This window comes from Mumia sp. ZJ1417 (genome assembly GCF_014127285.1).
In the GTDB taxonomy this organism is placed as follows: domain Bacteria; phylum Actinomycetota; class Actinomycetes; order Propionibacteriales; family Nocardioidaceae; genus Mumia.
In genome coordinates, this window is record NZ_CP059901.1 from 18,043 (window position 1) to 29,923 (window position 11,881).

Consider the following 11,881-nt stretch of genomic DNA (forward strand, 5'->3'; position numbering starts at 1 on the left):
GTGACTCCTCAGAACCGCACGCGGGGGTCGACGTAGGCGACGATGACGTCGATCAGCAGGCTCGAGATCGCGACGACGACGGCGATGAGCGTGACGATGCCTTGGACGGCGATGAAGTCGCGCTTCGTCAGATACTCGGCCAGCGTGTAGCCAAGCCCCTGCCACTCGAACGTCGTCTCGGTGAGCACTGCTCCGCCGAGCAGCAGCGCGACCTGCAGACCCATGACGGTGACGACCGGGACGAGCGCGTTGCGGTACGCGTGCTTGCGGACCACACGCCGCTCTGGGATGCCGCGGGCGCGCGTCGCGGTGACGTGGTCGGTGCGCAGCGTGTCGATGAGGTTGACCCGGACCAGCCGCAGGAAGATGCCTCCGGTGAGCAGGCCCAAGGCGATCGCCGGCAGGATCGCGTGTTTGAGCACATCCCACACGTACGCGGGATCGCCCCACAGGATCGCGTCGATGATCATGATGTGCGTCTGCGGGTTCACGTCCTGCAGAGCGAGCTCCACCGACGTGCTCGCGCGGCCTGCGACAGGGAGACCCAGCGGCACGAACGCGAGCTTGAGAAGCAGGCCGACGAAGAAGACCGGAGCCGCGTACACGAGGATCGAGAAGATCCGCAGGACGGCGTCGGGCCAGGTGTCGCGGCGCCGAGCCGCGAGGCGTCCGAGGGGTACGCCGATCGCGAACGCCACGAGCAGCGCCCAGAAGGCGAGCTCGAGGGTCGCGGCACCGTTGACGATGAAGACGTCGGAGATGGAACGACCGTCGGTCATCGCGGTTCCGAAGTCCCCGCGCAGGATCCCGGTGAGGTAGTCCCAGTACTGCTGGATGAGCGGGGCGTCGAGGCCGGCGGCGGCCTTGCGCTCGGCGATCTGCTCGGGGGTGAGCCGCCCGCCCTGTGCCGCGCTGATCGGGTCACCGATCACGCGCATCAGGAAGAAGACGAACGTGACGAGGATCCAGATCATCGGGATCACCAGCGCCACCCGGACGAGAAGGTAGCGGGTCAGTGGGCTCAGTCCCCCGGAGCTGCGCCGGGCGTCGGACGCCTCGGGCTGCTCGGGCTGCTCGGGCCCGGTCAAGAGCTCGGTGGTCGCCATCGGCTCAACTTTCCACGAGAGGTGTTTTCGGGGGTGCAGACGAACAGGGGCGAGCCCCGGCCAGCGGCCGGGACCCGCCCCTCAGGTGGTGCTCAAACCTTGCTTGCCGTCACTTCGACAGCGAGGTCAGGCGGAACTTGAACGCCGCGTCGAGCGTGTCCTCCACGCCCTTCACGTCATCGGTCGCGACGGCGACCTGGGCACCCGTGAGCAGGGGCAGCGTCGAGATCTGCTCGGCAGCCAGCTGCTGGACCTGGCCGAGGAGGTCCTCGCGCTTGGCCTTATCGGGCTCCGTGCGCTCCGCGGCAAGAAGGGCGGTCATCTTCGGGTCCTCGTAGTGGTTCCCGATGAAGTTCTCCTTGTCGTAGAACGGCGTCACGTAGTTGTCCGCGTCCGGGAAGTCCGGGAACCAGCCGAGCTGGTAGACGGGGTACGAGTCGTTGACGCGCTCCTCGTTGTACGTCGTCCACTCCGCCGACTGGAGGTCGACCTTGAAGAGGCCGGTGTCCTCGAGCTGGCGCTTGACCTCGTTGTACTCCTGGTCGGAGCTGCCGCCGTAGTGGTCCGGGTTGTACTGGAGGTTGATCGTCACCGGCGTCTTGACCCCGGCGTCGGTGAGGAACTTCTGGGCTGCTGCCTTGTCGGGCTTGTCGCCGTACATCTCCTTGAACGGCTCGGTCGCGCCCGGCAGACCCTCGGGGATCGGCGAGTACGCCGGGACGTAGGTGCCCTTGTAGACCTGCTCGGAGATCGCGTCGCGGTCGAGCGACGAGGCGACGGCCTTGCGGATCGCCAGCTTCTGCGCGTCGTCGGCGCCCGGCATCGTCTTGAGGTTGAAGACGATGTAGCGGAGCTCGCCGCCGGCACCCTTGTGGACGGTGACGCCGTCAGCGCCCTCGAGGCTCTCGATGTCGGTCGGTGTCAGCGAGCGCCACGCGACGTCGATGTTCTTCTTCTCGATGTCGAGCTTGAGGTTGTTGCTGTCGGCGTACGTCTTCAGGGTGACCGTGTCGATCTTGGGGTCGTTGTAGGCCCCGTCGTAGTCGTCGTGCGCCTTGAACTCGGCGAGCTGACCCTTCTCGTACTTCCCGATCGTGTAAGGACCAGAGAAGCCCTGGGCCTCGACGGCCTCCTCATCGCTGAGCGCCTTGTCGGCCGGGTAGGTGGCCTCGTCGACGATCGGGCCTGCCGAGGTCACGAGGACCTGCGGGAAGGTCTGGTCGTTCGGCGTCTTGAGGGTGAAGACGACCGTCTTGTCGTCCTTGGCCTCGACTGTGGCCATGTTGACGAGGAGCGACGCGGGGCCGTTCGGGTCCTCGATGTCGACGATGCGCTGGAACGAGTGCGCGACCGACTTGGCGGTGAGCGGGTTGCCGTTCGCGAACGTCAGCCCGTCCTTGATCGTGCAGGTGTAGGTCGTCGGAGTGTCGAACTCGCACTTCTCCGCCGCATCGGGCTGGGGCTGGGTCTCGCCCTCAGGGAAGTTCAGCAAGTACTGGTAGACCTGCGTCTGCACCATCAGCGAGCCGTTGTCGTACGAGGCTGCCGGGTCGATCGACACGACCTTGTCGGTCGTGCCGACGACGATGCTGTCGCCGCCCGAGCTCGAGTCCTCGTCGCCGTTGTTGCCTGCGCCGCATGCCGAGGCACCCAGGGCAAGAGCCGTGGCACCCGCGAGAGCGGCTGTTGCTCTCAGCTTCTTCACGTCGTTCTCCTCGTTTCGGAGCGGCCGTGCCGGAGAATCTCCGTCCCGCGCGGCCTCGTCAGGAAGGTTGTCCGCATGGCGGACAGCCGCTGGGCACGCTACTCCAGGTGCTGGGCCGCACCTAGGCGGGCCGCGCAACCTTCACGCGACTGTTACCAACTCTCAGGGAGCCCGGCCCGGACCACGCACAGGATCCACCGCTGGCCGCGCCGGTTAGGCTGGGGCGGGGCGACCAACGCCCCCCGCCCGTCGCCGCGCCCAGGAGTCCGCTCGATGACCACGAACCAGCCCTCCCCGCTGAACCAGACTCTCGCCGAGTTCGACCCCGAGGTCGCCGCCGCGATCGACGCCGAGCTCGGGCGCCAGCGCGACACCCTCGAGATGATCGCCTCGGAGAACTTCGCACCCCTGGCCGCGCTGCAGGCCCAGGGCAGCGTCATGACCAACAAGTACGCCGAGGGCTACCCGGGCAAGCGCTACTACGGCGGCTGCGAGTTCGTCGACATCACCGAGAACCTCGCGATCGACCGCCTCAAGGCGCTCTTCGACGCCTCGTACGTCAACGTCCAGCCGCACTCGGGCGCTCAGGCGAACGCGGCCGCGATGCACGCGCTGATCAAGCCCGGCGACACGATCCTCGGCCTCGACCTGGCGCACGGCGGCCACCTGACGCACGGCATGCGCCTCAACTTCTCCGGCAAGCTCTACAACGTCGTCGCCTACCACGTCGACGAGACCTCCCACCGCGTCGACATGGACGAGGTGCGCCGCCTCGCCCAGGAGCACCGCCCGCAGCTGATCATCGCCGGCTGGTCCGCGTACCCGCGCCAGCTCGACTTCGCCGAGTTCCGCGCGATCGCCGACGAGGTCGGCGCCAAGCTCATGGTCGACATGGCGCACTTCGCCGGCCTCGTGGCGACCGGCCTCCACCCGAGCCCCGTCCCCCACGCGCACGTCGTCACGTCGACGACCCACAAGACGCTCGGCGGCCCGCGCGGTGGCGTGATCCTCACCAACGACGAGGAGGTCGGCAAGAAGATCCGCTCGGCCGTCTTCCCCGGTCAGCAGGGTGGTCCGCTGGAGCACGTGATCGCCGCCAAGGCGGTCGCCTTCAAGATGGCTGCGCAGCCGGAGTTCAAGGAGCGTCAGGAGCGCACGATCGAGGGCGCCCAGATCGTCGCCGAGCGACTCAGCGCTGACGACATGCGTGAGGCCGGGGTCAGCGTGCTGACCGGCGGGACCGACGTGCACCTCGTGCTGGTCGACCTGCGCGACTCGACGCTCGACGGTCAGCAGGCCGAGGACCGCCTCCACGAGGTCGGCATCACGGTCAACCGCAACGCGGTGCCGTTCGACCCGCGCCCGCCGATGGTGACGTCCGGCGTCCGTCTCGGCACCCCGGCCCTCGCGACGCGCGGGTTCGGAGCCGACGAGTTCCGCGAGGTCGCCGACATCCTCGCCGAGGCGCTCAAGCCCGAGGTCGCTGACGTCGAGTCGCTGCGCAAGCGCGTTGCGGTGCTCACCGATCGCTTCCCGCTCTATCCGTCGTTGGCTCCGTTGGCGTGACTGGGTCACCGTCCGGCCGTTCCGGCTCCGCTCGCCCGTCAGTCGGGTGGCTGTCGCCACGCCTGTGGGGCCTGCACGTCCTGCTCGTGGTGGCCGTCGCGTTCACCACGTTCATGGGGTTGTGGCAGCTCGGCGCGTACGAAGAACGGCGCGACGATGCGCAGGCGAACCTCACGAAGACCGTCGCGGTGCCGCTCCAGGACGTGCTCGGTCCGGACGATCCGTACACGTCGACGGCGGACTACCAGCCGGTGACCGTCACCGGGACGTACGGCCCCACCGACGAGCAGGTGTGGATCGAGGGGCGCGAGCACGAGGGCCGCGAGGGCTACTGGCTCGTCGCCCCGATCGTCGTCGACGGCGTGGAGCCGGCCGTCGCCGATCGTCAGCCCGCGCTGCTGGTCGTCCGCGGATGGTCGGCCGAGGCAGGAGCGCTCCCGCCGACGCCGCAGGGCGAGGTCTCGCTCGAGGCGGTCCTCCAGGTGGGCGACGCGCGCGGCTCGGCGTTCGACGTGCAGACCCGGACGCTCGACAGCATCCGCATCCCCCGCCTGGTCAACGAGATGCCGTACGACCTGTACGGCGGCTACGGCATCGTGACCGCCCACGATCCCGCCGACGCGGCCGCGCTGACGCCGGCGACGGTTCCCGAGCCGACGAGCGACTCCACCGCCGGGACGCGCAACCTCTTCTATGCGATCGAGTGGTGGATCTTCGGGGCGTTCGCGTTGCTCATGTGGTGGCGGATGTGCCAGGACATCCGGCGCGAGGGCACGGTCACGACCTCGCACGTCCCCGCGGCCAAGCGGGCCGCGCAGGAGGCGGCGCGTGCACGAGCCCGCGCACGCGAGGCCGAGCCGGTCGAAGAGAAGTCGCCGTCGGGGCGTTGAACCCCGGCGGTACTCTCGAAGGCGTGCCCAAGACACTTGCCGCGTACCGCGTCCTTGCACTCGTCGTCAGCTTCTTCGTGATCGCCGTCGTCGGCGGCTGGATCATCAAGATGGTCACCTCCGGGGGCACGACCCTGCACGACATCGGCGAGTTCACGGCGTCGATCTCGCCGATCCACGGGGTCTTCTACATGGTGCTGCTCGTGATCACGGCGATCCTGTCCCGGCAGGCCGGCTGGAGCGTCGGCTTCACGGTCGCGACGATGGTGCTGGCGACGATCCCGTTCGTGTCGTTCTGGGCCGAGCGCCGCGCCACCCTGCACACCCGCGCGCTCTGGGCCACGTACGAGGCCGAGGCCGAAGCCACCGCCGCGCAGTAGCGTCCGTCAGCGGCCGGCGTACGTGGCCCGGCCCGGCCCGTCCTCGAGGAACGAGCGGATCGCCGTCCGCATGTCCGCGGTGTCGTACAGCGCGGACGCGATCGTGGTGATCTCGGCGTCCGCCGCGGCGACACCTCCCCGCTCGACCGCGCGCAGGACGTCCTTGGTGGCCGCGTGGGCGCGCGTCGGTCCGGAGGCGAGCGAGTCGACGAGCGTCGCCACCGCCGCGTCGAGCTCGTCGACGGGGTGCACCCGGTTGACGACACCCCACCGCTCGAGGGTCGCGGCGTCGTACAGGTCGCCCGTCATCACGAACTCCTTGGCGCGGCCGATGCCGGCGCGCGACGCGAAGCGCTGCGTGCCGCCCATGGTCGGTGTCAGGCCGACGACCTTCTCGACGAGCCCGAACTTCGCCCGGTCAGAGGCCACGATGAGGTCGCACGCGAGCGCGACCTCGAGCGCCCACGTCAAGCACAGCGCGTGCGCAGCGAAAACCACCGGGTAGTCGAGCGCGGCGATGCGTAGCGGCAGCTCGAGCATCCGGTCGAACAGGACCTTGCCCTCAGCGGCGGAGGTCTGCGCGTCAAAGAGCGAGACATCGACCCCTCCGGAGACGACCTTGCCTTCGGCACGGATCAGCAGCGCACGCGGCGGGTCTGCGGCCAGGCTGTCGAGCGCCTCCTCGAACGCCTCGTGGAGCGCGAGCGAGTAGAGGTTCACCGGCGGCGCCGCGAAGGTGAGGATCGCGGCGCCGCTCGGCTCGTACGTCAGAGTGACAGTCACCCTCAGATCTTGTCGGACCCGGGCTCCTGGCCGGTGCGAGGGTCGGCGTCGCCGTCGACGATCACATCCTCGTCCTGACCCTCCGGCGGCTGCGGGGCCGACGGGGAGGCAGGCACCGTGGCGCCGGTCGGGCGTACGGGCTCCGGCGGCGGAGGCGGCGGCGTATAGCTGCCACCCGACGGAGGCGCCGTCAGCTTCTTGACCGCGAACGCGATCGCCCCGCTGATCGCGGCGAGCACGACAAACTTGCGCAGGCGGTGCTTCTTCTTCTTCTTCGGCTCGTCGTCATCGGCGCCGGCGTGCTCCTCTGCCTTCGCCGCCGCAGCGGTGGCAGCGACAGCAGCGAGGGCGGCAGCGCGCTTCTTGGCCTTCTTGGCCTTGCGGCGCGACAGCTCCTTGGCCTCGGCAGCACGCTCCTGTGCGTCAGCGAGGACGGGTGCCGCAGCTTCCCGGGCTTCTTCGAGGCGAGGTCCGACCGTGCTCGCCACCGAGGTTGCCGCTTCGGAGATGGACTGGGACGCGCTCTCCCAGAACTCCCCGGCCTTCTCCGCGAACTCCTCGCTCTTGGACTTCTTCTTGCGCAGCAACATGGTTGGCCTTTCCCATGGACAGCGTTCTCTTTGTCAACACCGTACCGACGTCGTGGTCACCGTGCCGGTGCCCGCAACTGCGGCTGTCTAACCTGAGGCGTCCCCCACTGCGCGTCCGGCTGTGGTGCCGCGTGGGAAGATGGAAACCAGAGTTCCCGAGCGAGAGGCAACCGTGGCAGACCAGTCGACCGTCACCCTCAAGACGAACCGTGGCGACATCACCATCCGGCTCTTCCCGAACCACGCTCCGAAGACCGTGGACAACTTCGTCGGGCTCGCCAAGGGCACGAAGACGTGGAAGGACCCCGAGACGGGGGCCGAGCGCAACGATCCCCTGTACGACGGGACGATCTTCCACCGCGTCATCGACCAGTTCATGATCCAGGGCGGCGACCCCAAGGGCAACGGCACCGGCGGCCCGGGTTACGAGTTCGAGGACGAGTTCCACCCCGAGCTCCAGTTCGACCGTCCCTACCTGCTCGCGATGGCGAACGCGGGTGCCAACACCAACGGCTCGCAGTTCTTCATCACGACGGTGGCCACCCCGCACCTCAACCGCCGCCACACGATCTTCGGCGAGGTCGCCGACGACGCGAGCAAGGCGGTCGTGGACGCGATCGGCTCGACGCCGACCGGCCGGCTCGACCGACCCGCCGAGCCCGTCGTCATCGAGTCGGTCGTCTTCGACGAGGCCTGACCTCCACCGTCGATGACCCACTCCCCGCACGACGCCGGGGCGGCACCCCAGCCGGTGCCGCCCCGCTGCTACCTCCACCCGGACCGCGAGACCTACATCTCGTGCCAGCGGTGCGGTCGACCGATCTGTCCTGACTGCATGGGCGAGGCCTCGGTCGGCTTCCAGTGCCCGAACTGCCTGCGCGAAGGTCAGGCAGGGGTGCGTCAGGCCCGTACGGCAGGCGGCGGGCTGGTTCCGGGCCGTCCGGGTGTCGTGACGCTGAGCCTGATCGGCCTCAACGTCGTCGCATTCCTGCTGATGATGGCCACCGGCGGCTTGTGGCAGTCCCCGCTCTGGGAGTGGGGGGTGATGCTCGGCGACTCCGCTGCTTTCCCACTCGATGACGGCTCGGTCGCGCTGATGGACGGTGTCGCCGACGGCGCCTACTGGCGGATGCTCTCGTCAGCCTTCCTGCACGCAAGCATCCTGCACATCGCGTTCAACATGTACGCGCTCTACCTGTTCGGTCCGGTGCTGGAGCGCTACCTCGGGACGGCGCGGTTCCTTCTGGCCTATCTCACGTCGGCCGTCGCCGCATCGGTCTTCGTCTACTGGCTCTCGACACCGCACCAGACGACGCTCGGGGCATCGGGCGCGATCTTCGCCCTGTTTGGGATGGCGCTCGTCGTCATGTACAAGCAGGGGCAGGACGTACGCGGCCTCCTCGCGCTGGTCGCGATCAACGCGGCGATCACCTTCATCGTCCCCAACATCAGCTGGCAGGGGCACCTCGGCGGCTTCGTCACGGGCCTGGTGCTGGGAGCGGTCTTCGCGTACGCCCCGCGGGCGCGGCGCAACCTCGTCCAGTGCGCAGCGTTCGGCGCGATCTGGGCCGCGATCATCGGGGCGACAGTGGCGCGGACGCTCCAGCTGAGCTGACCGTCACTCGACCACCTGGGCGTGCTGGAGGTCGACCGTCCCCGAGTAGGCGGGGGCGACGACCTCGTCCTTCGGTGTGATCGTCATGCCAAGCTGGTAGCGGTCGGCGTAGTCCTGGTAGGTCTGGACCGCGCCGGAGCGCGAGAGCCCGCCGTACAGGTCGTCGATCGGGCCGACGCCCTCGATGACGTACGGCGGTGAGTACGGGACGCCGTTCAGGATGACGGTGTTGCCGACGCACTTGATGCCCGTGGTCGAGATGAGCCGCTGGCCCTGGAGCGTGACGGCCGTCGCGCCGCCCTCCCAGAGGGCGTTGACGAATGCCTGGATGTCCTGCTGGTGCACCACGAGCAGGTTGGGGTCGAGCCCCGGCTCGTCGACCTCGCGGGGCGCGTCCTCGAGCGCAATGCGGAGCCCCGGCCCGCTCACCTCGGTGAAGCCGGCCGGCCCGCGCAGTGCGCGGGTCTCCTTGCGGGCCTTGGAGACCTCGGCATTGTCGACCTCGTCGGTGAGCGAGGCGATCTGCGCGCTGAGGTCGTCGACGACCTGCTGCTGCGAGGCGACGTTCTCGCGCCGCTGCTCGACGAGAGTGGGCAGATCGGTCTTCTCCTGGCGCAGGTCGTCGCCCTCGGAGCTGATCGCACTGGTCACGAAGAGGACGCCGGCGAGGGCCGTCGTCACGGGCACAGCGACGCGCCACGACAGGGGTGCCCGCGGCGCAGCGGGCTCCTTGTCTGGGACGGTCACGACGCTCTCCTTCACTCCGCCGAGGTGCGCCGACTACGCTAGCCGACAGAACCAACTGCCCATGCCGCCCCGACCCCGGGGTGCCTGTCTCTCTGAGGTGTCCTCGTGTCCGAAGCCGAGTCCAACAAGTCCGCTGCACGGTCGGGCAATCCTGCCAAGCGCGAGGCCGCTGCGGAGGCCGCCACGCCGGACCGCCGTACCCCGGTCAAGCCCAAGAAGATCGGCAACCGCTGGGCGGCGCCGGCGATGATCGCGTGCGCCGTGATCGGCCTGGTCTGGATCGTCGCCTTCTACACCGCCGGTAACGAGATCCCTGTCATGAAGGATCTCTCGAGCTGGAACCTCGTGATCGGGATGGGCTTCATCGTGGCCGCTTTCGGCTTCGCGATGAAGTGGGAGTGACGCTGCCTCGACACCGTTAACTACAGCGGTGTAGTTCTCCACAGTGGGGATAACCCCTGTGGAGAGGCAAAACCCCGGGTTCTTCGGAATCCGGGGTTTTTTGCGTCCTCACGGGCGGCGCAAACAGGGAGGTATAGGAAGAAAAGCGTCGTCCACAGCGCGGGGAAAACTGTGTTCACAGCCCCTGACCTGGGTGATCCACAGGGGTTTCCCCAGCTTCATCCACAGACGTGTGGTGCGGAGGGCATACGCAAGAGGCCCCGAGTCCGGAAGGACTCGGGGCCTCTTGGGCGGACGGGAGACGGTTAGCCGCCGTCACCGTCGGGGAACATCGGATCGGTCGGTTCGGTCGGCGGGATGTTCGGATCCGTCGTCTGGGGACCGCGCGAGACTGTCAGGACGATCTGCGTGCCCGGGTCCGCCTGGCCCGAGCCGGGGATCTGCTCGATGACCGTGCCGGCCGGCTGGTCAGAGTCAGTCTCGAAGACGCGGACCTCGAACCCGGCGTCGCGGATGAGTTGCTCGGCCTCTTCGCGCGTCTTGCCGACGACGTTCGGGACCTCGGTCTTGCCCTTCGAGACGGTCAGTGTGACCGACGTGCCGGGGTCGACCGGTTCGCCCGGGACGGGATCGGTCTTGAGGACCTCGTTCTTGGGGGCGTCGCTCTCCTGCTGGACGACGTCCGACTTCAGGCCCAGAGCCTCGAGCTCGGCGCGGGCCTCCTTGAGGCGCTTGCCGACGAGGTACGGGACCTCGACCCGCTCAGGTCCGGCACTGACGATGATCTCGACGTCGCTGCCCTTCTTGACCTCGGCCTCGGCGGCCGGGTCGGTCGCGATCACCTCGCCCTTGTCGATGTCAGAGCTGGGCTGGGTGCTGACGGTCGTCTCGAAGCCATACGTCTCGCCGGTGAGCTCGCGCTCGGCGGCCTCCTGGGTCTTGCCGGTGACGTCGGGCACCGTGACCATCTCGACAGGCGGCTCGTTCTCGCCCATCAGCTTGGGGATGCCCCACGCTGCCAGGCCGATGACGAGCAGGGCCGCGATGGCCGAGACGACCCAGATCCAGCGCTTGCTCTTGCCCTCGTCCTCGTCCGAGGCCGGGGGGAGGTTGGCAGGGGCCAGTGCCTCGGTGGCCGGAGCCGCCGGGACCGGGGCGTACTGCGCGGTCGGAGCGGCCGAGGCGGCGGTCGGCTGGCCGGCGAGGACACGCTCGATGTCGGCACGCATCGCGGCCGCGCTCTGGTAGCGCTCATCGGTGCGCTTGGCGAGCGCCGTCGCAACGACGCGGTCGACGGCCGGGCTGACTTCGGGGTTGAACGTCGACGGCGGCGGTGCCACCTCGCGGACGTGCTGATAGGCCACCGAGACGGGGCTGTCGCCCTGGAACGGCGGGCGGCCGGTCAGCAGCTCGTAAAGGAGGCAGCCGGTCGAGTAGATGTCGCTGCGCGCGTCGACGGTCTCGCCGCGCGCCTGCTCGGGCGAGAGATATTGCGCGGTGCCGACGACGGCGGCGGTCTGCGTCATCGCCGACGAGGTGTCGGCGATGGCACGGGCGATGCCGAAGTCCATCACCTTGACCTGGCCCGACGGCGTGAGCATCACGTTGGCGGGCTTGATGTCACGGTGGATGATGCCGGCACGGTGGCTGTAGTCCAGCGCCGCCAGGATGTCTGCGGTGATCTCAAGGGTGCGCTCGGGGAGGATCTTGCGCCCCTCGCGCTCCATCTCGCGAAGGAGGTCGCGCAGCGTCCGACCCTCGACGTACTCCATGACGATGAACGGCACGGTGTGGCCGTCGGGGCCGGTGGCCTCACCGGTGTCGTAGACGGCGACGATCGAGGGGTGGTTGAGGGCGGCTGCGGACTGCGCCTCGCGCCGGAAGCGCGCGAGGAAGGTCGGGTCGCTGGCCAGGTCGATGCGCAGGCGCTTGATCGCCACGGTGCGGCCGAGCCGCAGGTCGCGTCCGATCCGGACCTCGGCCATACCGCCACTGCCCAGCAGACCGCCGATCTCGTAGCGGTCGCCGAGGCGGCCGTACGCACCCGGAGGCCCTGCGTAGCCCTGACCCGGGCCGGTGGGCGTTTCGGTCATCGTC

At 68.9% G+C, this 11,881-nt stretch carries 12 protein-coding genes; 6 read left to right on the forward strand and 6 right to left on the reverse strand.

Going from position 1 to position 11,881, the window contains the following annotated elements; translation table 11 throughout:
* Nucleotides 1–8: 8 nt before the first annotated feature.
* Together H4N58_RS00075 and H4N58_RS00080 are read right to left on the reverse strand one after the other, a co-directional pair.
* The gene (locus H4N58_RS00075) at nucleotides 9–1,106 is read right to left on the reverse strand and encodes an ABC transporter permease (RefSeq protein WP_167249610.1); all 1,098 of its coding nucleotides are present in this window, start codon (nucleotides 1,104–1,106) and stop codon (nucleotides 9–11) included.
* A gap of 109 nt (nucleotides 1,107–1,215) precedes the next feature.
* Entirely contained in the window at nucleotides 1,216–2,811 is a 1,596-nt protein-coding gene (locus H4N58_RS00080) for an ABC transporter substrate-binding protein (RefSeq protein ID WP_167249608.1), read from the reverse strand.
* A 273-nt stretch (nucleotides 2,812–3,084) separates the two neighbouring features.
* Between H4N58_RS00080 and glyA the strand changes: the two genes are divergently transcribed.
* From glyA to H4N58_RS00095, 3 genes are read left to right on the forward strand one after another with little or no spacing between them, the layout of a single operon-like run.
* Entirely contained in the window at nucleotides 3,085–4,377 is a 1,293-nt protein-coding gene (gene glyA / locus H4N58_RS00085; protein ID WP_167000758.1) for a serine hydroxymethyltransferase, read from the forward strand.
* On the forward strand, nucleotides 4,374–5,267 hold the full coding sequence (locus H4N58_RS00090; RefSeq protein WP_167000760.1) for an SURF1 family protein: 894 nt from the start codon (nucleotides 4,374–4,376) through the stop codon (nucleotides 5,265–5,267). Before glyA ends, H4N58_RS00090 begins: the two co-directional genes overlap by 4 nt.
* A 23-nt stretch (nucleotides 5,268–5,290) precedes the next feature.
* Complete coding sequence (locus H4N58_RS00095; RefSeq protein ID WP_167000762.1) at nucleotides 5,291–5,647, forward strand: DUF3817 domain-containing protein; 357 nt, start codon at nucleotides 5,291–5,293, stop codon at nucleotides 5,645–5,647.
* 6 nt (nucleotides 5,648–5,653) lie between these two features.
* Here H4N58_RS00095 and H4N58_RS00100 read toward each other — a convergent pair whose 3' ends face one another.
* Both H4N58_RS00100 and H4N58_RS00105 read right to left on the reverse strand, forming a co-directional pair.
* Nucleotides 5,654–6,430, reverse strand: a complete 777-nt coding sequence (locus H4N58_RS00100; RefSeq protein ID WP_167000764.1) for an enoyl-CoA hydratase/isomerase family protein — start codon at nucleotides 6,428–6,430, stop codon at nucleotides 5,654–5,656.
* A gap of 2 nt (nucleotides 6,431–6,432) precedes the next feature.
* Nucleotides 6,433–7,020 carry a hypothetical protein gene (locus H4N58_RS00105; protein ID WP_167000766.1) on the reverse strand — a complete coding sequence of 196 codons (588 nt, stop codon included), beginning with the start codon at nucleotides 7,018–7,020 and terminating at the stop codon, nucleotides 6,433–6,435.
* Between the two features lie 172 nt (nucleotides 7,021–7,192).
* Between H4N58_RS00105 and H4N58_RS00110 the strand changes: the two genes are divergently transcribed.
* Together H4N58_RS00110 and H4N58_RS00115 are read left to right on the forward strand one after the other, a co-directional pair.
* Nucleotides 7,193–7,717 carry a peptidylprolyl isomerase gene (locus H4N58_RS00110; protein WP_243842837.1) on the forward strand — a complete coding sequence of 175 codons (525 nt, stop codon included), beginning with the start codon at nucleotides 7,193–7,195 and terminating at the stop codon, nucleotides 7,715–7,717.
* 138 nt (nucleotides 7,718–7,855) lie between these two features.
* Nucleotides 7,856–8,635, forward strand: coding sequence for a rhomboid family intramembrane serine protease (locus H4N58_RS00115; RefSeq protein ID WP_208322212.1), 780 nt, complete (start codon nucleotides 7,856–7,858; stop codon nucleotides 8,633–8,635).
* A 3-nt stretch (nucleotides 8,636–8,638) separates the two neighbouring features.
* Here the strand turns inward: H4N58_RS00115 and H4N58_RS00120 are convergent, their stop codons facing one another.
* Complete coding sequence (locus H4N58_RS00120) at nucleotides 8,639–9,382, reverse strand: DUF881 domain-containing protein (RefSeq protein ID WP_243842838.1); 744 nt, start codon at nucleotides 9,380–9,382, stop codon at nucleotides 8,639–8,641.
* Nucleotides 9,383–9,487: 105 nt separating this feature from the next.
* On the opposite strand from H4N58_RS00120, the gene H4N58_RS00125 reads away from it, so the two are divergent.
* Complete coding sequence (locus tag H4N58_RS00125) at nucleotides 9,488–9,784, forward strand: cell division protein CrgA (RefSeq protein WP_167000773.1); 297 nt, start codon at nucleotides 9,488–9,490, stop codon at nucleotides 9,782–9,784.
* 305 nt (nucleotides 9,785–10,089) lie between these two features.
* Here H4N58_RS00125 and pknB read toward each other — a convergent pair whose 3' ends face one another.
* Nucleotides 10,090–11,877, reverse strand: a complete 1,788-nt coding sequence (pknB, locus tag H4N58_RS00130) for a Stk1 family PASTA domain-containing Ser/Thr kinase (RefSeq protein WP_167000775.1) — start codon at nucleotides 11,875–11,877, stop codon at nucleotides 10,090–10,092.
* Nucleotides 11,878–11,881 lie beyond the last annotated feature (4 nt).

Bases quoted from the DNA above. Each gene is read 5' to 3' on its own strand.
- H4N58_RS00075 (WP_167249610.1), bottom strand. From the start codon at position 1,106: ATGGCGACCACCGAGCTCTTGACCGGGCCCGAGCAGCCCGAGCAGCCC.
- glyA (WP_167000758.1), top strand. From the start codon at position 3,085: ATGACCACGAACCAGCCCTCCCCGCTGAACCAGACTCTCGCCGAGTTC.
- H4N58_RS00105 (WP_167000766.1), bottom strand. From the start codon at position 7,020: ATGTTGCTGCGCAAGAAGAAGTCCAAGAGCGAGGAGTTCGCGGAGAAG.
- H4N58_RS00115 (WP_208322212.1), top strand. From the start codon at position 7,856: ATGGGCGAGGCCTCGGTCGGCTTCCAGTGCCCGAACTGCCTGCGCGAA.
- pknB (WP_167000775.1), bottom strand. From the start codon at position 11,877: ATGACCGAAACGCCCACCGGCCCGGGTCAGGGCTACGCAGGGCCTCCG.